The following is a 25,713-nucleotide window of genomic DNA, read 5'->3' as shown; positions in this document are numbered from 1 at the left end:
GCCCTAACCGGTGGCCGGGCAGGGGAGGGCGTAGGGGCGGCCGGGGACGTACTGCGCCCACTCCTCCCGGGTGATCGCCGCGCCCGCGCGCTCGCACACCGTGGCGGCGGCCTGCTCGGTGTCCAGGCCCCAGAGCTGGACCGCCGCGCCCGACGTGGCGGCCAGCGTGACGCCGTCCGGGGTCACCGCCACGTCGTCCACCGGCTCGGGACCCGCCAGCACCGCCCACAGGGACGGGCGGGCGCGGTCGGCCACGTTCCACACCCGGAGCGTACGGTCGCGGGAGGCGGTCACCAGCGTGCGGCCGTCCGCGCCGAACGCCGCCGCCGTCACCGGGCCGGTGTGCCCGCGCAGCAGCGCCAGCCGCTTCGGCCGCTCCGGGGCGGCGACGTCCCACAGGGCGGCGGCGCCGTCCGCGCCGGTCGTCGCGAGAGTCCGGCCGTCGGGGGCGAACCGCAGGCCGAGCACGCCGCCCGGCTGCGCGGCCAGGTCGGCGAGCAGGCGCGGCGCGGCCGGCTTCGACACCTCCCACAGGCGTACGGACGCGGTGCCTGAACCGGTCGCCAGCACCTTCCCGTCCGGGCGGAACGCGAGCGCGTCCAGCCGGCCGTCCGCCGCGCCCGGCGTCGCGACCCGCCGCGGGGCGGCCGGGGTGGACACGTCCCAGAGCTGCGTCCGGCCGTCGCCGCCGATCGCCGCCACCAGCTTGCCTCCCGGGGCGTACGCCACCGATCGCATTCCCGACGCCGGTCCCTGCATCGTCGCGACGAACTTCGGGTTCGCCGGCCGCGCCACCTCCCACAGGCGGGCCGTGCCGTCGAGCGCGGCCGAGACCACGTACCGGTCGTCCGGGCTGAACGCCACGTCCTCCACGGCGCCGGTGTGGCCGCGCAGCGTGGAGACGGGCGTCGCGGCGGCCGGGTCGCCGATGTCCCAAAGTTTCACGGTCTTGTCGTCGGAGACGGTGGCGAGGGTGCCGCCGCCCTTGGCGACGGCCACGGCGTTCACCCGCGCGGTGTGACGGCCCAGGCGGGCGCGGGCGGCGACGCGGGCCGGGTCGGCGACGTTCCACAGCCGGGCCACGCCGTCGCCGCCGGCCGCCGCCAGCGTCCGCCCGTCCGGGCTGAACGCGACCCCCGCCGCACCGCCTGGCGCGGTGAGGACCGCGGCGGGCTGCGGCTCTCCGGGTGTCGCCACGTCCCACAGACGGACGGCCCCGTCGGCGGAGGCCGCGGCGAGGACGTTCCCGTCCGGGCTGAACGCCACGTCCTCCACGGCGACGCCGGCCCCGGCGGCGGTGCCGGTCAGCTTGGCCGCCGCGATGTTCCACAGGTGCAGCGCGCCCGTGGCCGCCCCGGCGGCGAGGCTCCGGCCGTCGGGACTGAAGGCGACACTGCGCACCGCGCCGCCGTCCGGGGACGCGAACGCGGCCAGAGTCGTCGGAGTGGCGGGCGTCAGCACGTCGAGCAGCGTGACCCCGGTCGCGGAGGTGACGGCGACCATGCGGCCGTCCGGGCTGAAGGCCACGTCGGCGGGCTCGCTCGGCTGCCTCAGCACGGCGACCGCCTTGGGGAAGGCGGGGGCGGCGACGTCCCACAGTCGGACCGTCCGGTCCGCGCCCGCGGTGGCGAGCAGGCCGCCCTTGGGGGCCGCCGCGACGGACAGCACCGGCCCCTCGTGACCCTTGAGCGTCCCCAGCGGCTTCGGGCTCGCGGGGCCGGCGACGTCCCACAGGCGGGCGGTGCCGTCGGCGGAGGACGTCGCCAGCACCTTCCCCTCCGGGCTGAACGCCGCCCCCGTCAGGCCCGCCGTGTGGCCCGTGACGACGCCCGCGCTCTTGGGACGCAAGGGATCGGCGACGTTCCACAGGCGGGCCGTGCGGTCACCGGAGACCGTGGCCAGCACCTGACCGTCCGGGCGGTACACCACCCGCTCCACCGGGCCCGAGTGGCCGAGCAGCCGCGACGGGATCGGCCGCGACAACGCGCCGAGCAGCGCGCCCCTCGCCTCGGGGGTGGCGGAGAGGCGGTAGGCGGCGAGCGCGAGCTGCGCGGCCGGCGCCGCGTCCGGCAGGGCTGCGGCGGAGGCGGCGACCTGCCGGGACAGCGCCGCGTCCCGCTCCGCGGCGACCTGCCGCTCCTGCCGCGCCGCCTGCCCCGCCGCCCGCCACTGCAGCACCGCACCGGTGGCCGCGGCCAGCACGAGAACGGCGAGCGCGGCTGTCACGACCCGGCCGATCGACGCACGACGACGCTGCCGCCGCCCGGACGCCATGAGAAACGCCCGCTCAACCCCCGACAGCCCCTCACCCGCCGCATCCGGGCCACCCGCGCCGGAGCGCGTGAGCGGGAGACGCCGGGCCGGGCGCCGACCGGCGGCGACCAGCTTGCCGTGCACCGTCATCGACCCCACGGCGGGCAGCGCCCCGCCGTCACCTGCCCGCCCCTGTGCGGTGCCGGCCAATGAGGGCTGGGCGGGCCGGAGTGGGGTGCCGGTGAGGGCGATGGCGGCGGCGAGGCGCGTGTCGGCGTACAGCTGGCCGGGGTCGCGGCCCTCGCGTTCCCAGCGCCGCGCGTCCTCGGCGAGCCGCCCCCGGACGAGCGTGGCGGCGCGCTCGGCGTCCACCCACCCGCCGAGCCGGGGCCAGGCGCGGATGAGCGCGTCGTGCACCAGCCCCGCCTCCCCGTCGTGCACCGTGACCAGGCGCGAGCGGGCCAGCCCGGCGAGCACCTGCGCCCGTACGGAAGCCGCCTCCCCAGACCCGCCATCGGTCAGCGTGGCGAGGGGCACCCGGCGCCCGGCGGGGCCGGCGGCCCCGTCCGTACGCACCATGCGCAGCAGCAGCTCGCGCGCCATCGCCTCGAACTCCGGCCCGAGCGCCCGCAGCGCCTCCTCCGCGCTCGCCGCGACGGCTCCCGCGACCCCGCCGGTCGCCCGGTAGTCGGCCATGGCGAGCACGTTCCCGGAGCGCCGTTCCCAGGTCGCGAGCAGGGCGTGGGACAGCAGCGGCAGCGCGCCGCCCGACCGCTCCAGCTCGGGCTCGTACGCCCGCAGCTCCTCCAGCACCAGGTCCGCCAGCCCGGCCTCCAGCCGGAGCCCGCAGCGCGCCGCCGGCTCCTCGATCATGGAGCGCAGCTCGGCCTCGCCCGGCGGCGGCACGACCTCGGGCCGCCGCAGCGCCGCCACCAGCTCCGGGTGGGCCGCGCACGCCCCGAAGTGCTCGCTCCGCACCGAGACCACCACGGCCGCCGCCCGCGCCAGCTCACCCAGCGCCGCCACGAACCGCCGCCGCGCGGCCGGCTCGGCGCACTCGGTGAACACCTCCTCGAACGGGTCCACGACCACCAGCACCGGCCCGGACGGCAGAGCGCGCGCCGCCGCTCCCGGATCGGACTCGATGACCGCGCGCAGCCGTACCGGATCGCCGCCGCCGAGCGCGGCCAGCTCGCGGGCCAGCGCGCCGAGCGGGTCGGCGCCCGGCGCGAGCACGACGACGCCCGCCGGCCCCTCGCCTCGCGACGTACGGAACGCCGGGACCAGCCCCGCCCGCAACACCGACGACTTGCCGCACCCGGGCGGCCCGGTGACCACGACGAGCCCGCCCTCCCCATCACCACCCGCGCCGCATACGCGCTCGGTCAGCGCCCGGACCAGCGCCTCGCGCCCGCGGAACAGCTCGGCGTGCTCCACCCCGTAGGCCGCCAGCCCCCGATACGGACCCGTCACCTCACCGGCGGCGGCAGCGGCAGCAGCGGGCACGGGCACCGCCGGCGCGGGCCGGTGGGCCGGGTTGGGAGCGAGCAGAGCAGAGGCGCCCGCGTTCGCCGCGTTCCCCGCCACGGCCCGGCGCGGCCGGGGAAACCCCGCGGCGGGCAACGCACGAGCCAGCCGATGATGAACCTGATCCAGGGTGAAGGCGGCCGGCCCGTCGGGGTCGCCGTCGCTCAGCAGCCGCAGCAGCGCCCCGCCGAGCGCGGTGTGCCGTACGCCCGGCAGCGCCCAGCCGTTCACGTCCCTGCTCGCCGAGGCCAGCACGTACGCCCGGCCCATCCCCTCGAACACCCGGTCCATCGCCCTGGCGGGCACCGGCCGGCCGCCCCCGGTGAAGCAGCAGTCGAGCACCACGACGGCCAGCTCGGCCGCCGACCCGGCCAGCATCTGCCGTACCACGCCGAAGGGCAGCGCCTGATGACCGGGCACGCCCTGCGCGAGGTCGACGGTGGCACGCGTGGCCAGGTGCAGCTCGCCGTCCGGGGTGAAGACCCCGTGCCCGGAGTAGTGGAACAGCAGGACCGACGTGGCCTCCCGCGCCGCCCGCTCCAGCGCCTCGCCGAGGACGGTCGGGGTGGCGGGGTCGACCAGCACGGTGAGGTGGGCGGGCGCGAGCCCGGCCCGCTCGACCAGGCACCGGCCGAGGTCGCCCACCGTGGCGGGAACGGCGGGGGCCACGGGCAGCCGCGAGGCCGGCTGGTGCGCCCCGGTGCCCGCCACCACGGCCCTCGCCCCGTCGGCGGCGAACAGCAGCGGTGGACCGTTCCATCGGGAGCGGACCACGCGGGTTCTCTCCGAAATCGCCGAATCGTCCTCTGTCATCCGGAGCTCCACGGCGGGCAGTCGGGGTGGCCACTGAGGGCTGTAAGGGTACGGAAGTCTCCGGCCGGCGTCGAGGGGCCCGGAGGACGGACCCCTCTGCCTCCCGGACCGGCCGCTCACCAGTTGGCGGGCAGCCCCGGCGTCGTGGCGGGCAGGGCGTGGTCCGCCGGGTGGATGACGTACGCGATGCCGCCGCTGCTGGAGCTGCGCAGCCAGACGTTCTCGAAGTCGGCGCGCGGGTAGACGCGCCGCACCGCGGCGTTGCTGGAGGAGGCCGGGTCGTTGGCGATGACGTCGCCGTTCGCGGTGAAGCCGACGATCACCATGAGGTGGCCGTTGGTGCCGTAGCCGGCGCCGGGCAGCTCGCTCTTCTTGAACGACTGCGAGGTGATGACCGGCACCCCCGCCTTGACCAGCCGTTCCAGCTCGGTCAGCGAACGCAGCCGGGTGACGAAGCCGTCCATGCCGTAGCGGCCGGCGTAGGCGGTGTTGAACGGCCAGTTGCCGGCGCCCTGGTAGGCGTGGTCGTAGGTGTAACGGGCCGCGTAGTCGACCTCGGGGTCGGGGTCGGACGGGTCCACCCACGCGGTGTCCTGCGCGCTCGGCCATTTGCCCCAGTAGCCCAGCACCATCGTGGTGGACGTCGGGCTGCACCACGCCTCGCCGCCGCCGTCCCATTCGGGGTAGTGGCCGACGTGGACGTTCTGGGAGCGGCGCGGCACGGCCAGCTCGACGCCCCACGCGCCGCCGCCGGGGCTCACCGGCACGGTCTTGCGCTGGGGCACGTTGGAGGCCATCGCCCCGGACGTACGCACCCGCGGCGTGAGCGACGAGCCCGGCGTCCGGTAGAGCGTCAGCCGCAGCTGGTAGCCGCTCATCTGCTTGCCCGCCGCCGCGACCAGCGTGTCCACGGCCACCGTGGCGTCGTCGTCGCCCTGGCCCGACACCGACGTACGGCGGATGTCGCCCTCGGCGTAGGCCCAGCGGCCGAGGGAGTACCACTTCGTCAGCCCCTCGGCGTTCCTGGCGCGGGCCTCGACCTGGAGCCAGCTCCCCGGCGGCAGGTCGGCGGTCCAGGACGCGATCAGCTCGGTGGCGGGGAAGCCAATGGCCCGCTCGGGGCCGGTCCAGCGGGCGTACTCCCAGGTCCTGGTGCCGAGGGCGTCGGTGTAGGAGGTGGTGCCGGCGGGCGAGACGAACGACAGCCCGGCGCCTGCCGCCGTGCCCTCGGCCGTGCCGGCGGTGAAGTCGGCCCGCTGGAAGACGACGTCGGCCTGGCCGGCCGCGGCCGGTTTCGCGGTCGCGGGCGGGGCGAAGGTCGTCACCACGAGGAGGGACGACAGGACCACGGTCAGCGCGCGCATGTGCCCACCTTCTAGCGAGGCGTACGGTCCGCCCGAGACTAGGCACGCGCCGCCCCCCGGTCATCCGGAAATCTACGTATCGCCCCGCACCGCCGCGTAGGGTCATGAGCCATGCGCAAGTACGTGATCATGGGCGTGCAGGGCAGCGGCAAAGGCACCCAGAGCGCGTTGCTGGCGGGCGACCTCGACCTGACGCACATCAGCGTCGGCGACATCTTCCGCTGGCACGTCAAGAACCACACCAAGCTAGGCGCCCAGGTCCGCCGCCTGGTCGCGGCCGGCGAGCTGGTGGGGGACGACCTGGTGGAGTCCGTCGTACGCGACCGGCTCCAGCTCCACGACTGGAACTTCGGCTTCGTCATCGACGGCTTCCCGCGCAACCGCCGGCAGGCGGAGTTCTTCCTGGAGAGCTACGACATCGACGGCGTCATCCACCTCGACCTGCCCGACGACGAGGTACGCCGCCGCGTGCTCGCCCGCCGGCTCTGCTCCCGCTGCGGCATGGACTACAACCTCATCGCCCACCGGCCCGAGGTCGAGGGCCGCTGCGACGTGTGCGGCGGCGAACTGGTCACCCGCGCGGACGACACCCCGGACGCGCTGGCGCGCCGGCTGCGCGACTACCACGACAAGACCGACCCGGTGCTGGAGCTGTTCCGGCGCAAGGAGTACGTCATGACGGTGGACGCCCGCGCCGACAAGACGACCGTCCAGCAGGCCATCCGCACCCGCTTCAACCTCCCCCCGTACGAGCCGCCCCCTGCCACCGATTGACGCTCACCCGCCGCGCGGAAGCTCGAAATCGACCAGATACTCCGCACTGACCGCCCGCAGCCCGCTCGCGACGACCAGGGCCTCATCAGGACCGAGCGCCGCCGAGTCGACCTCGACCAACCGCCCGTCCACCCCGGCGAACAGCACCTGCCTGCCGTTCGCCCCCTTCTCCGTCATCCATCGATCCGCCGCCGCCCGCTCGCAGGCCCCGAAGTCCCGCTCCCAAGCCGCACACGCCTTCCGCGGATCCCCACCGGCGCTGATCCGCACGAACACATCGGCCTCGCTCCGCCGATCCTGGGCATAGTCGAGCGCCAAAACGTCATCGTCAATGGTCCACACCTGAACCAGCACCCGCCCCGGCACCACCTCGGGCACCACCAGCGGCAGGGACTTCTCGTAGGCGGCGACGGTGTCCGCCCGCAGCCGCCGCTCCCACGCCTCCGTACGCCGCTGCTCGACCGTCGCCGTCGTGACCACACACCCGCACACCACCACGGCCGCGACGACCCGCGGCATGAGCGCCGCCGTCCCGGCCAACGCCGCGCCACCCGCACAACTCACGATCGCCAGCACAACGAACCCGGCGAACGCCAGCCGAGGACCCGGACCCGCCACGACCAGCCCCACCGCATTCTTCGCCACCACCAGCAACACGACCGCGAGCAACGCGCTACGGACCGGCCGGGTGATCCCCAGCCATAAGGCCAACAACACCCCCACGGGCACAGCCACGGCGACGGCCACGACCAGCAGGGGCAGGACGGTGTACGCCTCGATGTCCGCGAGATACAGCCGCGACACCGGATACCCGACCAAGGCCCCGACCACCAGCCCGACCCCACCACCCCGGACCAGATCCCTCTTCATACGCCCACGATGCCACTCAACCGCTCCCCATGCCCGCGGGAAGCTGTTACGATCACCGGGCTTCAGGGAAGAGGGACCCTGCTCGCGGTGCCGGGACCCTTCTTGCCGATGACCACCTCGATCAGGCGCAGCAGCAACTCGCCTCCGAGCTGGCGGACCATCTCGCGCTCGGATCGCATGAGCTCCTTCCTGATGTCCAGCGGAGCCCAGTTGGGGTGCTTCCTGGCCTGCTCCAGGATGGCCAGCCGCTCGCGCTCCCAGACCAAACCGCGCGTCTCGGTGGGCCGCAACGCCCCGAAGGCGTGCGAGTCGTCGGTGAAGATCACATAGAACGGCGTGGAGTTACCCCTGTCCATCAGAGCCTCCTGGCGTAGGTGGCTTCGACGCTAGGAAGGTTTCGCGCCGCAGGTCCATGAACGGTCCTTGGCGGGCTCATGACGACGGGCCGCAGGAGCCTGCCCGATCCGCTCAGCGCTCCTGGGCACCTGGCGATCCTGATATCTAGGCTGAAGCCCGTTTGCATCGGCTGCCCGCAGGCTGCCGCTGTAGTCGTGGAGAAGGGACATCCTGCCACCGGTGGCCGTCCATGTCGCGGTTGTCGACCCTCTGCCTATGTATCGCCAGGGGGTCGGTGCCGTCCTGTCCACGGCGGGTCATCTGGTCGAGTCCCCAGCCGACGTGCTGGCATGGGTGCGCCAGGAGCATCGTGGCGTGGTTCTGTTGACCCTCGTACGCGAGCAGGACTGGGAGCTGCTCGGACAGTTGCGCGACGCAGGTGGCGGGCACGGGGTGATCGCGCTCATCGCAGAGCAGTCCGTCGTGCTTGGGACGCGAGCGGTGCGCGCCGGCGCCCGGTCCGTGCTGCCGCGCGAGGTGACTGCGGCCGTGCTGCGGCGCACGGTGGAGGCGACATTCGACGGGCAGGCGGTGCTGCCGGCGGACGTGGTCACCGCGCTCGCCACCGGGGCGCACCGGGTCGAGACGAGCCCCGGAGACGCTCAGCCCGCAACAGCTCTCGTGGCTGAGACAGCTCGCCGAGGGCGTGACGGTTGCTGACCTCGCCGACCGGGCCGGCTACTCCGAACGCGCGATGTTCCGGCTCCTCCAAGCGCTCTACCGGGAGATAGGTGTCGCTACACGCATCCAGGCGATCGTCCGCGCCCAGGAACGGGGCTGGCTCGCCGTCGTGACCGGTCCCCATGAGGACGCCGAGGACGGACTCCGCGGCACCCGGCGCTGAGACGGCCCTCCGCCATGCTCACGATCCGCTGGTACGCGCCTGCATCGCGCAGAGAACGTCGATGACCGGCCGGAGCAACCTCGGCGGACGGCCGTAGGCGTCCAGTAGTTCGAGCAGGGAGATCCACTGCTCGACCAGGCCAGGGGTCGGCTCTCTGGTCCTGAGCACGTCCCGGGTCGTGGTGCGCGCTGCCAGAAAGGCCGCTATGGCGTCCTTGAGCTCGCCTTCGCCGTACAGGAACAGGCCGCAGCCGGCGAAACCCTTGAAATCCCAGGCGGCGACGTCGTGTCGGTCCTGCTGTATACGCTCTTCGGCCTCGGCGAGCAGGAGCCGGAATCGCTCGACTGCCTGGCCGCCGCCGCTGTCCGGATCAAGGCCGACCGCGACCAGCGCGTGAAGGGCGGGAGGCAGAAGCGAACCGCCGCGGTGGCGGTACGGCATGGCGGCCTCGACCTGCCGTGCGGCGGCGTCGAGATCGTCATTCTCGAGGTATGCCAGACAGAGGGTGGTACGTGCCTGCAGCAGGATGACGGGGTCGGTGAATTCCCTGGCGAGCTCAACTGCCCGCTGTGCTGTCCGGATCGCCTCCTCGACGTCGTCGCGGTCCAGCAGTAAGCAGGCGTGCCCGTCTTGGTAGACGCTCTGCAGCCAGTCCTGGTCATGCCCGTTCAGCTCCAGCCGCACGCTTTCGTCGAGGCGATCGGCGGCCTCCCGGTCGCCGAGTTCGAGATGCCAGCGGGCCAGCTTCATGCCGATGCTGAGGCGACCGCGATCGCTGAGGTCCCGCGCTTCGGGGGTGCGGGGATATCCCTCCGACTCCGTCACGGCGCGGGCCCTTTTGGCGAACTCGATGGCCTTGGTGTACTCGCCCCAATGCCGATGACAGTCCGCCAGCCCCTCGAAGATGTTCATTCGCAGGGGAAGCAGGTCGCGGTAGACCTCCGGGTTGCTGTGGAGCAGCTTGTCGTGATCGTCGCGGGCGAGCTCGAAGTATCCGTACGCAGTCTCGACCTCGAAGTGCCTCCAGTACGCTCCGGCCCAGTTGGCGCGGATCACCGTCTGGTAGGGCAGGCTCCGCAGGAGGTTCGCGTATTCGAGGGCCTGGCTGTATGCCTGATTGGCTTTGGTGAAGTCGCCTCTGGAGGCGTAGAGCTCACCGAGGGCGTTGTGGTTGGCCATCTCGCGCCTCTCGCTGCCGAGCTTTCCGCGCAGCTTCTCGCGCGTTTCGAGCAGGAGGGACATCCGGTTCCGCTTGCGGAGTTCCGGGTCGAGCTCGTCTTCAATACGGTTGTAAGCGCGGTCCCACAGATCGCCGGCCCGCATCAACGCCCTGAGCTCGGCGAGAGCGACCCGCAGGTCCGCGAGGGAACGTGGCGGGGTGACGCGCCGGTCATGGAGCTCGTAACCGGCACGACGCAGCAGCTCGTACGACCTCTCGTCCACAGGGCCGTCCCCGTTCGGCAAGCCGGCCCACTTCCGCTCGGCCTCTGACAGGGACAGGCGGTATTCACCCTGGGCCGTCTCCACGGCCAGGTGCCTTTCTACCAGCTTCGTCAGTGCGTTCTGCACTTCGTCGGCGGGATGCGGCTCGTGGTGCTCCTCGACGACGAGTGCGCATACCGCGTCGAGGCGGACGGAGGTTCCGTACGCGTCCAGAGCCTGGAGCGCACGGCGCTCCAGGGGGTTGAGACCGGCGATGAGCCGCTGGATGAGGAAGCCGAGCACACCATCTCCGCTCTTGCGGTGGCGGATCTCGGCGGCGAGCTCGGCGGAGGTCTCCCGGGCGAACCGGAAGGCGGCGCACGACAGTTGTGTGTTGCGGGGGTTGCCCTGAAGCAAGCCGTGGAGCCCGGCCACCGCGTTGCTCACGAGCGTCTCCTCGCCGGCCAGCCGCTTGACGTACTCGAGGAAGTCACCGGGCCTGAGCCCTTTGACGGCGATCGGCTGCCAGCGCTCCGCCCAGGTGCCCTGCCCGAGGGACTTCGGCGGGTGCCGTGTTGTCAGGACCACGCTGACCCGGTGCTGGGTGTTCTTCGTGAGGATCTCGAACGCCTCGTCCAGCTCGGGGTCCCGCAACTGCCTGGTGACGGGATCGAAGAGGCTCTCCGCGTGCCTGATGGCGATCACCACGGGAGCGTCCCGGTGTTTCTCCAGGGCGGCCGTGAGCTGGTCGAGAGGGGAATGCTGGAGGCTGATCGCCTTCCGTAACGCCGCGTCGTCGTCAGACAGGTTCTCGATGTCGGCGACGAGCATGCCGACGTCGATGCCCGCGTACTGGTCCAGGTCCGGGGCGATCTCGTGGCGGACGACCCGCGGCCGCGACGTGCCGGGCGGATCGAGGGAAGCGTGCTCCAGATGCCACAGGACCTCTTCCACGAGCTCCGCCTTCCCGACCCCCGGCGGGCCGGTGACGATCACGATGCCGGACGCGCCTTCCATGAGTCGCTCTCGCAGAACAGAGATCTCTTCGGTGCGATCGACGATGCCGGGGGATCGGCGTGGAACGATCACGGGCGGAGACACGGTCTCGTGAGGCTGGTCGCGCTGCGGCTGCTCCTCTGCGCGGGGGGCCTGGATGACAGGCTTCTTGGCGAGGCGGATCTGGTAGAGCCCGATGAAGACGCTGGTCAACAAGCTCAGAATGCCGGCGATCTGATTGATCGTCCCCAAGTGCGGGTAATTCTTATGCTTGGGGTCGACCAGGATGTTCCACCAGTTCAGGGCATTGCCCAAGGTGATCACTGTCACGATGAGGGCGATGCTACCCAGCCACCATAATGTTCGCCTGATCCCCACCATGTCATCATCGCGCCACGCTTACTGACGGAAAAGCCAGGTTCATGCCACCGTGGATGCCGATGGGGGCGGATCGACTGACGGGCTTGCTGATCTTCGGCGGGGCAGGGGCGACCGCGCCGCCACGGAAGGCGGCTCGTCAAAAGGAAGTATGGTGAAGGCATTCGCTCCGAAAGTGTTTTCTGTCGAATGTGTAGCTTTCCGCGTGCCGGCGATGGATGATGGGCGCAAGCATCCCGCAAGCGGCGACCTGCTTTTGGGCATTGGCTCTCCCGCGTAACTCCTGCAATCTCGGACCGCTTGTGCGGTGGCCTGCAAGGACGAGGAAGATCCGTGGACGATTCAGTCAAAATCGCTCTTTACGGCCCGCCTGGCTCCGGAAAAAGCTCGGCCGCCGGAATCCTGGAAGATTATTGCGGCGCTATTGGCCTGCCCTGTGCCGTGATCAAACTCGCCGACCCGCTCTACGAGGCCCAATCGGCCGTCTATCGTATCGCCGGTGCGAACCTGGATGATTTCTACCAGAAGGACGGCGAGTTGCTGAACTCTCTGGGCAGGCACATGAGAAGAATAAATCCCATGCTGCTCCATGACCGATTCCTGGCGAGACTTCACGACGTCCGAAGTGCTCTGGGAGACGCGCCCTCATTGGTCGTATGTGACGACATGCGGTTCCCGGATCACGTGTTCATGCGGAGCATTGGCTTCACTCTCGTCAGGGTCTTCGCCCCCGACGAGGTCTGCCTGTCGCGGCGCCGCGAGCGAGGAGACCTGTCCCTGGCGTCGCCGACCCATGTGACGGAGAACAACCTGCACGTGATCGAGCCGGACGGCTCGATCGACAATTCCGGTACCTTCCCGGCACTGAGGCGAAGCGTCATCGAGACGCTCGAGAAAGCGCTGGGCGCCTCGGCGCCTGAGCCGAGATGCCGACGCGGCTGACAGCCTCACGACGAGGTCAGGCTGGCGGCCATGTCATCACCGGCGGCTGGTCGCCCTCCGCGCGAGCCGGAGGACCGGTGGGGCAGGACCCCCGCACGGTGCACGGCCTGGTCGAACCGCTCGCTCGCCACGGCGGCCGGCAACTCGCACAGGTTGTCCAGACGGATGGCGGTGACCAGCCTGGATGCCGTTACGGCCTTGCCGAAAAAGCTGCTCGCCTCTTCGGTCGCGTCGATGACGATGATCGGGATGTTCCGGCCGATGGCCGTCCCCACCTCGACGTGCGTCCCGAAGCTCTCGCCCAGGACGGCGACGACGCAGTCACTTCTCAGCACCGCTTCCAGACATTCCGTGGCGATCTGTTCGGGTGGCGCCTCCCGCAGCCCCCAGTCGCTCACGTCACGATGCGGAAGAAACACCTGCCATCCCCGATCAACCAGCGCCCGTTCCGTGTCCTCCAACACGTGACGCCACGGAGAGTGGACATCGATGGTGCCGGAAGCCGACGCGGCGACGGCCGTGAAGGGGCCGGCGAGATAGACCCTGATCGTCATCATTCCCCTATTCCGCCAGCACGTCCAACTGAAGTGTCATGATGTCTTTGAGATCTCGCACCTGTTCGGAGTAGGGCACGGCGATCCGGCCGGCCCTGTCGATGACCTCCACGTTCTCGGTCGACACGCATTTCACTATCTCGACTCCCTTCCTGATGCCGAACTTGTGCACCAGTGTGACCAGGCGATAGAGCGAGGGGTCCACGACCTTGACACATCGAAGAATCGCGGCGACACCCTCATGGGAGAGCAGCAGTCCGGCGTTGTTGAGTGCCTGCGTGGTCAGACAGGCTAGCGTGAACGCGCGGAGATGACTCTGCTTTCGTCGGCACAGCATCGCCTCGACGAGCAGCATCTGGCAGTAGAAAATGGCGTTCGATCGCTGTATTGCAGCGTTCTTGCCCGTGATGACCAATGCATCAACCTGTTCTGCCCTGGTCGAGACCTCCCATATGGCCGGCGCGATGGCCAGCCCGATGTGCACCACCTCCTGCTTGTCCCGCAGCGCCGCGCCGTACTCCTGGAGAAGCGACAGGTGCTGGGTCTCAAGCCGCTTGTAGTAGCCGGCGGTGACGCTGTCCGCGGGCCAGGGCGGCGGATCGCTGAGATACGCCAGCACGGCCTCCCTGCCCAAGGCGGAGGCCATCTCATAGGCTTTCTGCCGGTCCGTCAAGGAACTCGCCCCGGAGATTTTCCCGATCGCCTGCTCGAAAAGATGGGCGTGGTTCTTCGGGTCGCCACTTCGAGAGCTTTCCATCAGCAATCTGAGGCCCATCAGGGCGGACAATCCGGATTCGTCCTGAGGGTCGGCCCGGTCAGCACGAGCCTTGGCCTCTCGCAACCGGACGAGCGACGCGGCGCCCGCCTCGCGCTTGAGCCGCAGCCGAGCGTGTACGAACCCGGCTCGCGCCAGCGCGAGGTCGTCCAAGCCGTAGCGCTGCGGCTCCGCCAGCATGGCCTCGAGGATGCGGTCGATCGGTTCGCCGGAGTAGAACAGCCCCGACAGCCGTGTCCACAGCATCAGGTCACCGCCCGGCTCCGTGATCAACTCGCGGAGCAAGCCAGTGAGGATGGTCCTGTCGGAGCTCGTCGGCCGGGGATCCGTCGTCACCTGCAGGGCGAAGTTCTGTGCCGCCAGGATTTCCACGAGCCGATCCGTCGGGATCCCGTAGATCCGATTGGCGATGCCTCTCGTATTGCGGTGTGTGACAAGTCCTATGACCTGCACGCTTCGATCGGCCCGTACGCGCATGACCGGTGCGCCTGAGAGCCCTCGAAGCGCCCGGTAGACCGGACTGCCTGGAAGCGGGACGAGCGGATCGTGCCCGGCTTCCGGCTCGACGTACGTCAGCGATCTCAGGACGATATCGAGCAGGCCCCCCTCGACGCCGGCCAGGCAGGCGTCGAACGTGGCCTGGCCGCTGGCCACCCCGTATGGGGCCCCTCGTACGAGCACGTCGCCCTCTGTTCGGTCCGCGACGCAGGGGAGGGGCTCGCCGAGCCGATCGGCGTGGTAGAGAAGCGCGACATCCTCGGCGGCGCAGAAAAGTATGCCGCAATCGCTTTCGGTGCCGTTCGGCGAGCAGATCCGCACATGCTGCGACCGGTCGAACAACGGCCGCACACAGTGCGCGGCGGTGAGCAGGAAGCTGCCAGGGCGTTGCGCGTCGAGCACGGGCACCTGAAAAGCGACACCGAGCACCGCGCCGTCCCCATCGGTCATAAGGTGAGTAGCGCTGCCGAGCATGGGCCCTCACGCCAGGCTTTCGAGCGTTCCGTCGGGATTTCGCCTGATCAACGATGCGGCCTCAAGCCACTCGACCGCCTCGGTGACAGGTTCCTCCGCGAACGCCGAAGCCGTCTCCGCCACAGTCGGGCGCCGCTGTTTGATGTGCATGAGCACAGCCCACCGAAGGCGATCGACCGGCGACCGGCCGAAGACGACTCCGCAGCGCAGTGCATTGATGAAACACCGGGTGGCTCCGGCCAGCGTCCCGGCGACAGCGCCGTGGACGGGCATCCCGTCCCCGAGTCCTACGATCAGCGACGGGAGCAGGACGTCGACGAAGTCCTTGGTGGCAGTCTCGTACGGCGTCGCGGCGACGCGGAACGGTCCAACCTGGAGCGTCGTCAGTGCCTCCTCGTCGCCCTTGACGAGTCCCGCGTCCGCCAGGATTCTCAGGACCGGGGCGAAGTCCGCCGGCGCCGCGGACGGATCGTTGCGCAGGTCGTTCCACCTGTCGGCTAACCCGGAGCCGAGATCCCCCTTCATGACCCGTCCACGGGTGCAAGTCGTTTCGACAGACCGCTCACGGCCTTCTCGACGTCGGTGCAGTGCAACAGCAGGTCGAAGAGAACGCTTCTGGCCAGCTCGTAGGCGTCGGGCATCATCGCGGCGATGAGCTTGCGATGCGCCACCGCGTACCCCAGCTCAAGGGTGGTGCTGGATCCGACATAGCCGTCAGGATTGACGATGAAGACGACATCGGCCTTGAGTATGCGGTTGAGATGCGCGAAGGTCGCGCCTTTCCAGGCGAGTTCCTTGACCTCGGACGAGCTGTCGCCCGTGAGTTCGTCGATGCGGTGCAGCGGAGGCTTGAGGACGATGAATCCCGCTTCCTCCAACAGCTCGGCGGTCTGATAAATGGCGTCGCGGTGCCTTGCGCTTCCGCAAATGGTTACGGTGGTCACGGCAATCCTAAGACTTGTTGATACCTGGCTTGTATTGGTCGCCGAGCAACGCGATCCGGTGACGTCGCGCCTCCAGGCGCGCCCTGCCTCGCGCATCTATCCCATGCATCAGCAAGCGCTGCAAATGCGCATCGAACCATGGATGGTGAGCGGCTTGCAGCACACGATAGTGGACCATCTCTCGCGGCGTCAGGTAGTTCGCCGCCAAACCGTGTCCACACCCTGATCCCTCGACGTCGGCCAGTCGGTTCGCCACAATTTCGGCGATCAATATCTCATCGACGAAAAAGAGTGGTCTGACGGCAGTGATACCCGGATTATCTCTGTTCAATGGCTGCCGAGGCGGTTCGTCTGTGTCGACAATGTCCGTGTGGACCAGTTCGGTGATCCTGTCGGTCAGCGCGTGCTCCGCGTCAGGCGGGGCCTCCGCCTCTCTCCTGAGTTGTGCCACCAGCTCACTGAAGTGATCCCGGACGAACACCGGGTGGCCGCGGTCCCATCTGTCGACGTACATGAGCGCCTCTTTGACCAGCGAGGCCATGGCGTCCGTACGGTGATGCCCGAAGGCGACGGTCGATACGTCATGGGCGCGTACGGCGTTCTCCAGCGCGGCGACCTTCACGTTGTAACAGTGCGTGCATGGAGTCGCGCCAGGCTGGATGACCTCGAGTGCGCGCAGGCTCCGGCTGATTCGCCGCCGATGTTCTTGGTCCTCGGCGACGATTCCACGCCGTACGTCAATCACCTCGACAGGCAGATGAGATCGCTTGCCCAATGCGGTGACACGGCGTCCCCAATCTGCTTCATAACCCATGTCCACCGCGATGCAGACGATCGGCACGCCAAGTTCCCGAAGGGCAAGGGAAAGAAGCAGCGAGTCCTTGCCCCCCGAGAAGGCCACAGCCACCGGCCGGTGCTGCGGGATAAGGTGAAAGCGATCACATGCTTGCCGTACCAGATTAAGGACGTCAGTCCAGACATTTTCGGCCATAGATGCTCCCGCGCATCATCGGTGCCTTCAGGTGTAGCACGCTCTGATAAGCGCGTCCATATCGTGCGCGCACGCGCGGGATGTCAATGACGTGATCTCAGCGAGTTGTGTATAAGCAGTCGCTCTGAATGCGCTGAACCTGATCCCGTCCTTCGTGACTTCACAGTTCCGCGGGACGGCGATGATCTCGCACCTCGTGCCCAGCCTGGGGTGGGCGGCAACGAGCCCTTGCGGAACCCCCGCCTCCCGCCACAGGGAAGCGGGGGTTCCGCAGGTCAGGGGTTACTTGGCCAGGTGGCGGCTGATGACCAGGCGCTGGATCTGGTTGGTGCCCTCGAAGATTTGCATGATTTTCGCCTCGCGCATGTACCGCTCCACCCGGAACTCCCGCGTGTACCCGTACCCGCCGAACACCTGTACCGCGTCCGTCGTCACCTTCATCGCCGCGTCCGTCGCGACCAGTTTGGCGACGCTTGCCTGGCGGCTGTACGGGAGGTCGGCGTCGCGGCGGCGGGCGGCGTCCAGGTACGTGGCGCGCGCGCTGTCCACCGCGGCGGCCATGTCGGCGAGCAGGAAGCCCAGGCCCTGGTGGTCGATGATCTTCTTGCCGAAGGTGCGGCGCTCCTTGGCGTAGGCCACCGCCTCGTCCAAGGCGGCCTGGGCCAGGCCGGTCGCGCAGGCGGCGATGCCGAGCCGGCCGCTGTCGAGGGCGCTGAAGGCGATCTGCAGGCCCTGGCCCTCCTCGCCGATCAGCCGGTCGGGCTCCAGGAGCACGCTGTCGTAGTGGGCGGCGGTGGTCGGTACGGCGTGCAGGCCCATCTTCTCCTCGGGCCGTCCGAAGGTGAGGCCGTCGGCGCGGCCGGGTGCGAGGAAGCAGGAGATGCCGCGCGAGCCCGTCCCGGTGCGGGCGAACAGCGCGTAGAAGTCGGCGATCCCGCCGTGCGTGATCCACGCCTTGTTGCCGGTCACCCGGTAGCCGTCCGCGACCCGTTCGGCCTTGCAGGTGAGCGCGCCGGCGTCCGAGCCGGCCTGCGGCTCCGACAGGCTGTAGCCGCCGATGATCCGGCCGGCCAGCATGTCGGGCAGCCACCGCGCCCGCTGCTCGGCGCTGCCGTACGTGGCCACGGGGAAGCAGGCCAGCGTGTGCACGCTGGTCGCGACGGCGACCGACGCCCAGCGCATCGCCAGCTCCTCGATGACCTGCAGGTAGACCTCGTAGGGCTGGCCGCCGCCCCCCTGCTCCTCCGGGTACGGCAGCCCGAGCAGCCCCGCCTCGCCCAGCGTGGCGAACAGCCCCTCCGGGTAGGTCTCGGCGCGTTCGTGCTCGTCGACCCGGCGGGCGAGCTCCTTGTCGGCGATCTCGCGGGTCAGCTCGATGAGGTCCTCGGCGTCCTGGTTCGGCAGCAGGCGTTCGACTGTCACGCTTCCTCCTGACGAGGGGCGGGTGCTTCGAGGCGAGCCAGCGCCGCCGCCGCGCGCTCGCGGAACTCGGCGACGCGGGCCAGCTTGATGTCCTCGTACCCGCGGATCAGCTCGGGCAGCCCGGCGACCTCCGCGACCGCGGCGGCGGTGGCCGGGGTGAGCCGGTCGAGGGCGGCGCGCACCAGCTCGCGGTACTCGCCGACCAGCTCGCGCTCGACGCGCCTGACCTTCGCCAGCCCGAACACGTCGAACGCCGTCCCGCGCAGCACCCGCGCCGCCCGCAGCCCGCGGAACAGCACCGGAGCCGTACGGCGCAGCTCGATCTTGCGCTTCATGCCCATCGCGCGCAGCACCGGCGGGTGCAGCAGCACCGACACCTTCGCGTCGGGGCCGTGCTCGCGTTCACGCCTGGCCTGCTCGGCGGGGTCGAGGTGGAGTCGGGCGACCTCGTACTCGTCCTTGTACGCCATCAGCTTGTGCAGGCCGCGGGCGTAGGCGAGGGCGATCGCCGCGCCCGCCTCCTCGCCGGCGCGCTCGGCGGCCTGCTCGGCGACCCTGCGCACCTCGTCGGCGTACGAGCGGGCGTAGGCCGCGTTCTGGTAGCCGGTCAGGTCGGCGACGCGGACGGCCACGACCTCCTCCAGCTTCTCCACCGGCTCGTCGTGGGCGGCCGGCAGCGCGGCCCGGCGGACGGCCTCGGGGTCGGTGACGGCGGCCCGCCCCCAGCGGAAGGCGGCGAGGTTCTGCTCGACCGCGGCCCGGTTGAGCGTGACTGCCCGTTCGATCGCCTCGGCGGACATCGGCAGCAGGCCCCGCTGGTAAGCGGCCCCGAGCAGCAGCAGGTTCGCCGGCATGTGGTCGCCGAACAGCGCCTCGGCCAGCTCGTGCGCGTCCAGGCAGAAGACCTCGCGGGCCGCCTGCCGCACGCGGGCGACGGCGGCGGCGTGGCCGGGCACCGCCAGGCGGCCGGTCACCATGGCGGCGGTGGGCACGACGGCGGTGTTGAGCACGGCGGCGGTACGGCCGGGGTCGGCCACGGCCAGGTTCGCGTCGGAGGCCGCGCCCAGCACGTCGAAGCCGATGAGCACGTCCGCGAGGCCGCGCGAGGCGCGTACCGAGCCCTCGGCCGGGCGGGCGGAGATGCGTACGTCGCTCACCACCGGCCCGCCCTTCTGCGCCAGGCCGGTCTGCTCCAGCCCGGCCGCGTGCAGCCCGTCGAGGTGGGCGGCCATCTGCAGGATCTGCGAGACGGTGACGACGCCGGTGCCGCCGATGCCCGGCATCCTGATCAGCACGTCGCCGCCGGGCCGGTCCGGCTCGGGTGGCTCGACCGGGAGCGCGGGCAGCTCACGGGCGGCGGGCCGGGTCCCCGGCTCCACCAGCAGGAACGACGGGCAGTCGCCCTTCAGGCAGCTCAGGTCGGAGTTGCAGGACGGCTGGTGGATGCGGGTCTTGCGGCCGTACTCGGTCTCGACGGGCTGTACGGACAGGCAGGTGGACTGCTCGCCGCAGTCGCCGCAACCTTCGCAGACCCGCTCGTTCACCACGACCTTGCGGGTGGGCGTGGGCAGTTTGCCGCGCTTGCGCAGCCGCCGCTCCTCGGCGGCGCACCGGTCGTCGTGGATGAGCACCGTCACCCCGTCGAGCGCCGCCAGCTCGCGCTCGGCCGCGGGCAGCTCGTCGCGGTGCCGTACGGAGGCGATGCCCGCCAGCCGCACCCCCTTGTACGTCTCCGGCTCCAGCGTGGTGACCACGATTCGGCGTACGCCCTCGATCGCCAGCTCGTGCGTGAGCGCCGGCACGTCCAGCCGCCCCTCGGCGCGCTGGCCGCCGGTCATGGCGACGGCGTCGTTGTAGAGCAGTTTGTACGTCATCGTCACCCCGGCCGCCACGGCGGCCCTGATCGCGAGGGAGCCGGAGTGGTGGAAGGTGCCGTCGCCGAGGTTCTGCACGAAATGCCGGTCCTCGGTGAACGGCGCCAGCCCGATCCACTGCGCCCCTTCGCCGCCCATCTGGGTGAGGCCGACCTGGGTGCCGCGCCCGTGCCCGTCCAGGGCGATCATCGCGTGGCAGCCGATGCCGACGCCGACCAGTGTGTCGTCGGCGGCGCGGGTGGAGGTGTTGTGGGGGCAGCCCGAGCAGAAGTACGGCGTGCGCGCCGCCACCATCGGCAGGCGCGTCCCGGCGAGGCCGGTCTTCCGGATGGTGACGGCCTGCCGGGGGAGGCGGTCGGGGCCGACGCACTTGGCGATCGCCCTGGCCACGTCCTCGGCGCCGAGCGTGCCGCGCGCGGTCAGCAGGTCGCGGCCGGAGACCGCCGGGGGGCGTTCGACGTCGTAGAGCGCCTGCTTGACCTGCCCCTCCAGGAACGGGACCTTGTCCTCGACCACCAGCACCCGCTCCAGCCCGGCGGTCATGGCCGCCAGGTCGTCGTACGCCAGCGGGAACGGCATCGCCAGCCGGATCAGCCGCAGCCCCAGGTCGTCCCGGGCCCGCTCGTCCAGGCCGAGGTCGGCGAGGGCGCGCAGCACCACCGCGTACGTGGTGCCGGAGGCCACGATGCCGAGCCGGGTCTGGTTCGCGCCCGACATGACCCGGTTGAGCCCGTGCTCGCGGGCGTAGGCGCGGGCCAGGTCGAGGCGGCGGGTGAGCATGTCGTGCTCGGCGTCCAGCGCGGCCGCTCCGAGCAGGAGGGGAGCGGGCCTGGCAGCCACGCGTTCCGGCGCCGGGATGCCCGCGCGCAGCGGGCCGAGGTCCACGGTGGCCGAGGCGTCCGCGATGTCCGCGACGATCTTCAGCCCCGTCCACAGCCCGGTGGCGCGGGACATCGCCACCGCGTGCAGCCCGAACTCGACGATCTCCGCGACCGAACCGGGCGCGAGCAGCGGCAGCGACAGGCTCTGGCACATCGGCTCGCACGAGCTCGGCAGCGTGGAGGACTTGCAGCCGGGGTCGTCGCCGATCCAGGCCACGGCGCCGCCGAGCGGGGCGGTGCCGGCCACGTTGGCGTGCCTGAGCGCGTCGGCGGCGCGGTCGAGGCCGGGGTTCTTGCCGTACCAGAAGCCGGTGACGGCCTCGTGGCGGCGGCCGGGCACCTGGCCGAGCAACTGGGTGCCGGCCACCGACGTGGCGGCCAGCTCCTCGTTCAGCCCCGGGCGGAAGACCACGCCCGCCTCGTCCAGGAAACGCGCGGCCCGTCCCATCTCCAGGTCCACGCCCCCCAGCGGGGAGCCCTGGTAGCCGGAGACGAACGCCCGCGTGTCCAGCCCGCGCTCCCGGTCCAGCCACCGCTGCTCCAGGGTCAGGCGGACCAGGGCCTGGACGCCCGAGATAAGCACCCGGCCGTCCCGCGCCGTGTACTTGTCGTCGAGCGACACCGGGGTGGGGGTCACGCTCGCGCCCACGCGCTACCTCCTGGGTTGAACCGTTCTGTTGTGATGCCCAGCTGTGACGCCCAGCACAGCAAGCTGGACTGGTATGCGCAAGTATTAGATGAGAAGGTGCGCCCAAGACGCAAACAATATGAGGATTAAGGCCCGCGGAGCGGGTCATCTTTGCGCCGTAGGGGAGGGGATCGGGCGTGCCTGAGGTGGACGAGATCGACCACCACGTGCTGCGGCTGCTCAGGGAGGACGGGCGCAGGACGTTCTCCGAGATGGCCGAGCTGGTCGGCCTGTCCGTCGCCGCCGTCAAGCGGCGCGTCGACCGGCTGCGTGACCTGGGCGTCATCACCGGCTTCACCGTGCAGATCGACTACGCCAAGCTCGGCTGGGGCATCGAGGCGTTCACCGAGCTGCGCTACCCCGGAACGACGCCGGTCAGCGAGATCGTCAGGACCGCGACCGAGGTGCCGGAGGTGGTGCAGGTCTTCACGATCGCCGGCGACCCGGACGCGCTGATCCACGTCCGGGTACGCGACCTCGGCCACCTCCAGCAGGTCATCGACCGGCTGCGCAGGGCCGGGGACGTGACGGGCACCAAGACGCTGCTGGTGCTCGGATCGTGGACGCGCGACGCCCTCGCGCCGCCGCGTACCCGCTGACGGCCTCAGCGGGCCCTTCCCGCGCGCCCCCGCCTGTCGAGGAACCGCACCATCAGGCCGATCGCGAGCAGCACCGGGACGCCGAGCGCCAGCATCCACAACGACACGCCCGTCATCGGGACGTCGGCCGCGACCTCCTCGCCGGCCGGCCCCGGTGCCTCCTCCTCCATCGCCACGTCGTCGCCCTTCGCCGCTGCGGGTGCGAAGGGCTCGTCCACGGGCTGCTGCGGCTCGTCGTACGACGCCTCCGCGAGCGGCTCCTGGCGGTCCGGCCGCTCCGGCTGCCGGGCGGTCGGGGACGGAGCGAGCTCGGCGGGAGCGGGAGCGGGCTCCACCCTGGTGGACGCGCAGGAGCGGTTGTCGGCGCGGTCGCGGTCGCGGCCCGCCGTACGGACCGTGGCGCAGTTCTCGAACGCGACCGAGGCGCCGGGGGCGATGGCGAGCGCGAGCGTGCGCACCTCGCCGGGAGCGAGGTCGCCGAGGTCGCAGGCCACCGTACGGCCGCTGCCCGGGCACTCGGCGGCCGGGCGGTCGGTGACCGTGGCGCCCGGGCCGCGGTCCCGGCTCCGCACCGTGACGCCCGCGGCCCTGGCCGGGCCGTGGTTGGTGACGGTGAGCAGGTAGCCGATGACGTCGCCGGCGTGCACGGCGGGCGGGGCGGCCAGGACGAGCTCCACGTCGGCGAACGCCCGTACCGGGGCGGCCAGCAGTGCGACCTGCGCCGACCCCGCCTCGGGGCTGCCGGTGGCCCCGGAGCTCCCGGTGCCCGCGGAGCTTCCCGTGGCCTCGGCGCGTGCCACGACCTCCACGCCGTCCTGGAGCGACGGGTCCACGGTGACCGGGAGGTCGTAGGTCAGGTTCTGGCCGGGGAGGAGCGTCGTACCCGGTCCGCCGCAGGTGACGGCCCGGCCGGCGCGCTCGCAGCCGTCGGGGAGGGCGGCGGGGTCCGGGGTGAGGGCGGCGTCCAGCGTGTCAGTGACGGTGACGTCCCCGGCTGCGGCTGAGCCGGTGTTCGTGACGGTCACCCGCAACGTCGCCCGTTCCCCGGCTGCCAGCGTCGCGGGCACCGCCTCCTGCCGGACGCGCAACCGGGCCTCGCGCTCAGACCCTGGACCGCCGGGCCGCGTCCCGCCGGTCGCCGACCCGCCGCTGCCTGATCCGCCGTTACCTGATCCACCGCTGCCTGGCCCGCCGGTCCCCGGGCCGCCGTTCCCCGGCACGCCGTTCCCTGGCACGCCGGGCTGCGGTCCGCCCTGTCCCCGCTCGCCGGAGGGATCGTCCATCTCCTCCGGCCCTCCCGCGGCCATCGGCCCCAGCCGGTCGGCCGTCCAGGACCGCCACTCGCTCCGCCCCGGCCGATCCAGCCGCGGTCCCGCGGTCGTGACCCCGGCGGGACCGGGAGCACGCCGGGCCCGTCCCGCGACCGGAGCGGACGCGGCCGACTCACCATCGATCAGGCCCTGCCGGGCCGACCGGTCACCCCAGTCGCCGCCCCCGACCCCCAGCACTGCGAGCGCGACGACCGCCGCGATCCCCGGCATGCCCATTCCGTCCCGTCCCCCCGCACGAACGTGGCGTACGTGCCCGACCCGCTGGCGATCCTCCTCCCACCGGCCCCGCCCCCACCCCCGCCGAGACCCGATCAGTGCCCCGCCATGAACCACTCTTTGCCCAGCGTGAACAACCCTGGCCGGCCTCGCCGACGGGCGCATACCGTCGTACGCATGTCGCCCCGCCCGGCCCGCTACGACGCCGTCGCCGACTTCTACACGTCCGGCTGGCCGGACGCCATCGACGATCCGGCCTCCCTCCGCCTGCTCTCCCTCGCGGAGCCGATCGCCGGCCGCCGGATCCTCGACCTCGCCTGCGGCCACGGCCGCGTCACCCGCGAGCTGGCCCGCCGCGGTGCCACCGTCACCGGCGTGGACGTCTCCGCCGCCCTGCTCGCCGTCGCCCGCCAGGCGGAACGCGAATCCGCCCTGGGCATCACCTACGTCCACGCCGACGTCACGGCGCCGGAGCGACCCTGGCTGCTCCCCGCGTTCCCGTACGACGTGGTGACCTGCAACTTCGGCCTCTCCGACATCGACGACCTCGACGCCGCCGTCGACGCGGCGGCCCGCGCCCTGCGTACCGGGGGGACGTTCGTCTGCTCGATCCTGCATCCCTGCTTCCCCGGCGTCCACCACGTCTCGGGCTCCTGGCCGGAAGGGGGCCGCTACCACGACGAGGGCTGGTGGCGGGCGGACGGCGAGCTCTCCTCGCTGCGCCGCCGGGTCGGCGCCAACCACCGGACGCTGTCCACCTACCTCAACACGTTCCGCCGCCACGGACTGCGGCTGGACGTCCTCGCCGAGCCCGAGCCGCCCGAGGCGTGGACCGCCGAACGCCAGGACGCCGCCCGGCACCCCGTCTTCCTCGTCGCCAGGTGCGTCAAGGGCGAATGACGGCGACGGCCACCCCCGTCACCGGGAGCGGCCGTCGTCGTCTTCAGAAGGTCAGCCGTTCGGGCAGGTGTCGCGGTATTCGGAGATGGCGATGCCGCGCGGGGCCGGGCAGAGGAACGGGTCGTAGCGGGTGTCGTCGTCCACCCAGCGCTTCAGCCAGGCCACCATCGACTTGGCCATGGTGGTGTTCGTGGTCTGCGGGAAGAAGTGGCTGGCGCCGGCCAGCTCCAGGTACGCCTTCTCGGAGGAGGACGGGATGCTGGTGTAGAAGGGCTGGGAGTGGGTGGCGACCGGGGCGATGGTGTCCGCCTGGCCGCCGATGATCATGGTTGGGACGCGGACGCCGCTCCACGACTTGGTGAGGTTCCACGGCGCGATCGGTACGGCGGCCTGCAGCGACGGGCGGTCGTTCGCGGCTTCGAGCGTGCCGCCGCCGCCCATCGAGTGCCCGGCCACCGCCAGGCGTGAGCTGTCGATGCGGCTGCGGATCGTGGTCGAGCTGCGCTGCGTCAGGTAGTCGAGCGCGGCGAGGAGCTGGCGGCCACGGCTGGCGGGCTGGTCGTAGATCGTGTTGGTCTCGATGCCGATGACCACGAAGCCGTGCGAGGCGATCCGCGGGCCGAGCCAGGCCAGGCTGGACCAGGTGGCGGTGTAGCCGGGGGAGATCGCGATCGCGCCGAACGTCCCCTGGCTGGTGTCCGTCGGGTAGTAGATCACGCCGCCGCCGAAGCCGCTGACGCTGAGCGAGGAGACGCTCTGCTGGGCGGTGGCGAACGGGCCGCGGCTCGCCTCCAGCAGGGAGTCCGTGGGGTTGGGGCCGCGCTCGTACGGGCTCGCGGCCTGGGCCGGCGCGGCGGTCGCGAGGCCGCCGGCGACGAGGGCGAGCGCGAGGGTGAGCGCGGAGGTGAGCTTGGTCAACGTTCGCGCGCCGCGGTGGGGGGTGGAGAGCTGCACGTCGTCATACTCCCTGCTCTTTGGGGGGTTACT

Annotated in this window: 20 protein-coding genes; 6 read left to right on the top strand and 14 right to left on the bottom strand. The window is 71.3% G+C overall.

Annotated elements, in window-relative coordinates; translation table 11 throughout:
• Positions 1–3: 3 nt before the first annotated feature.
• Positions 4–4,593: a caspase, EACC1-associated type gene (locus BMW85_RS20335; RefSeq protein ID WP_143082345.1), complete on the bottom strand. Its 4,590-nt coding sequence runs from the start codon at positions 4,591–4,593 to the stop codon at positions 4–6.
• A gap of 116 nt (positions 4,594–4,709) precedes the next feature.
• Complete coding sequence (locus tag BMW85_RS20330; protein WP_091083507.1) at positions 4,710–5,957, bottom strand: C39 family peptidase; 1,248 nt, start codon at positions 5,955–5,957, stop codon at positions 4,710–4,712.
• Between the two features lie 111 nt (positions 5,958–6,068).
• Between BMW85_RS20330 and BMW85_RS20325 the strand changes: the two genes are divergently transcribed.
• The gene (locus BMW85_RS20325; protein ID WP_091083504.1) at positions 6,069–6,731 is read left to right on the top strand and encodes an adenylate kinase family protein; all 663 of its coding nucleotides are present in this window, start codon (positions 6,069–6,071) and stop codon (positions 6,729–6,731) included.
• A 3-nt stretch (positions 6,732–6,734) separates the two neighbouring features.
• On the opposite strand, the gene BMW85_RS20320 is transcribed toward BMW85_RS20325, so the two are convergent.
• Both BMW85_RS20320 and BMW85_RS20315 read right to left on the bottom strand, forming a co-directional pair.
• Positions 6,735–7,601, bottom strand: a complete 867-nt coding sequence (locus BMW85_RS20320; RefSeq protein WP_091083503.1) for a hypothetical protein — start codon at positions 7,599–7,601, stop codon at positions 6,735–6,737.
• A 62-nt stretch (positions 7,602–7,663) separates the two neighbouring features.
• Positions 7,664–7,957, bottom strand: a complete 294-nt coding sequence (locus BMW85_RS20315; protein ID WP_091083500.1) for a hypothetical protein — start codon at positions 7,955–7,957, stop codon at positions 7,664–7,666.
• 355 nt (positions 7,958–8,312) lie between these two features.
• Between BMW85_RS20315 and BMW85_RS20310 the strand changes: the two genes are divergently transcribed.
• Both BMW85_RS20310 and BMW85_RS20305 read left to right on the top strand, forming a co-directional pair.
• A complete protein-coding gene (locus BMW85_RS20310) occupies positions 8,313–8,657 on the top strand; it encodes a response regulator transcription factor (protein ID WP_143082344.1) in 345 nt (114 codons plus the stop codon).
• Positions 8,644–8,841: a helix-turn-helix domain-containing protein gene (locus BMW85_RS20305; RefSeq protein ID WP_091083496.1), complete on the top strand. Its 198-nt coding sequence runs from the start codon at positions 8,644–8,646 to the stop codon at positions 8,839–8,841. Before BMW85_RS20310 ends, BMW85_RS20305 begins: the two co-directional genes overlap by 14 nt.
• 18 nt (positions 8,842–8,859) lie before the next feature.
• Here the strand turns inward: BMW85_RS20305 and BMW85_RS20300 are convergent, their stop codons facing one another.
• Positions 8,860–11,589 (bottom strand): tetratricopeptide repeat protein, encoded by a 2,730-nt coding sequence (locus BMW85_RS20300; RefSeq protein WP_143082343.1) that lies wholly within the window; start codon positions 11,587–11,589, stop codon positions 8,860–8,862.
• A gap of 381 nt (positions 11,590–11,970) precedes the next feature.
• Between BMW85_RS20300 and BMW85_RS20295 the strand changes: the two genes are divergently transcribed.
• Positions 11,971–12,579 (top strand): nucleoside/nucleotide kinase family protein, encoded by a 609-nt coding sequence (locus BMW85_RS20295; protein WP_143082342.1) that lies wholly within the window; start codon positions 11,971–11,973, stop codon positions 12,577–12,579.
• A gap of 5 nt (positions 12,580–12,584) precedes the next feature.
• Here the strand turns inward: BMW85_RS20295 and BMW85_RS20290 are convergent, their stop codons facing one another.
• From BMW85_RS20290 to BMW85_RS20260, 7 genes are all read right to left on the bottom strand, one after another.
• On the bottom strand, positions 12,585–13,136 hold the full coding sequence (locus BMW85_RS20290) for a nucleoside 2-deoxyribosyltransferase (protein WP_091083489.1): 552 nt from the start codon (positions 13,134–13,136) through the stop codon (positions 12,585–12,587).
• Between the two features lie 4 nt (positions 13,137–13,140).
• Entirely contained in the window at positions 13,141–14,856 is a 1,716-nt protein-coding gene (locus BMW85_RS20285; RefSeq protein ID WP_143082341.1) for a hypothetical protein, read from the bottom strand.
• Between the two features lie 30 nt (positions 14,857–14,886).
• A complete protein-coding gene (locus tag BMW85_RS20280) occupies positions 14,887–15,405 on the bottom strand; it encodes a hypothetical protein (RefSeq protein ID WP_091083484.1) in 519 nt (172 codons plus the stop codon).
• Entirely contained in the window at positions 15,402–15,824 is a 423-nt protein-coding gene (locus BMW85_RS20275) for a hypothetical protein (protein ID WP_143082340.1), read from the bottom strand. The genes BMW85_RS20280 and BMW85_RS20275 overlap by 4 nt, the downstream gene beginning before the upstream one ends.
• Before the next feature lie 7 nt (positions 15,825–15,831).
• Positions 15,832–16,815: a tRNA lysidine(34) synthetase gene (locus BMW85_RS20270; RefSeq protein WP_143082339.1), complete on the bottom strand. Its 984-nt coding sequence runs from the start codon at positions 16,813–16,815 to the stop codon at positions 15,832–15,834.
• Positions 16,816–17,097: 282 nt separating this feature from the next.
• Positions 17,098–18,237, bottom strand: a complete 1,140-nt coding sequence (locus tag BMW85_RS20265; protein ID WP_091083476.1) for an acyl-CoA dehydrogenase family protein — start codon at positions 18,235–18,237, stop codon at positions 17,098–17,100.
• Positions 18,234–21,641, bottom strand: a complete 3,408-nt coding sequence (locus tag BMW85_RS20260) for an indolepyruvate ferredoxin oxidoreductase family protein (RefSeq protein WP_091083474.1) — start codon at positions 21,639–21,641, stop codon at positions 18,234–18,236. Before BMW85_RS20260 ends, BMW85_RS20265 begins: the two co-directional genes overlap by 4 nt.
• 176 nt (positions 21,642–21,817) lie before the next feature.
• Here BMW85_RS20260 and BMW85_RS20255 point away from each other — a divergent pair, with 176 nt between their 5' ends.
• The gene (locus tag BMW85_RS20255) at positions 21,818–22,279 is read left to right on the top strand and encodes an Lrp/AsnC family transcriptional regulator (RefSeq protein WP_091083473.1); all 462 of its coding nucleotides are present in this window, start codon (positions 21,818–21,820) and stop codon (positions 22,277–22,279) included.
• Between the two features lie 5 nt (positions 22,280–22,284).
• Here the strand turns inward: BMW85_RS20255 and BMW85_RS20250 are convergent, their stop codons facing one another.
• Positions 22,285–23,820, bottom strand: a complete 1,536-nt coding sequence (locus tag BMW85_RS20250; protein ID WP_177240777.1) for a DUF11 domain-containing protein — start codon at positions 23,818–23,820, stop codon at positions 22,285–22,287.
• Between the two features lie 183 nt (positions 23,821–24,003).
• On the opposite strand from BMW85_RS20250, the gene BMW85_RS20245 reads away from it, so the two are divergent.
• Positions 24,004–24,726 (top strand): class I SAM-dependent methyltransferase, encoded by a 723-nt coding sequence (locus tag BMW85_RS20245; RefSeq protein WP_177240776.1) that lies wholly within the window; start codon positions 24,004–24,006, stop codon positions 24,724–24,726.
• A 51-nt stretch (positions 24,727–24,777) separates the two neighbouring features.
• Here BMW85_RS20245 and BMW85_RS20240 read toward each other — a convergent pair whose 3' ends face one another.
• Positions 24,778–25,644: an alpha/beta hydrolase family protein gene (locus tag BMW85_RS20240; protein ID WP_091084084.1), complete on the bottom strand. Its 867-nt coding sequence runs from the start codon at positions 25,642–25,644 to the stop codon at positions 24,778–24,780.
• Positions 25,645–25,713: the final 69 nt, after the last annotated feature.

Source organism: Nonomuraea wenchangensis (assembly GCF_900111685.1).
Taxonomy (GTDB): Bacteria; Actinomycetota; Actinomycetes; order Streptosporangiales; family Streptosporangiaceae; genus Nonomuraea; species Nonomuraea wenchangensis.
This window is presented reverse-complemented; position numbering and strand designations above follow the sequence as displayed.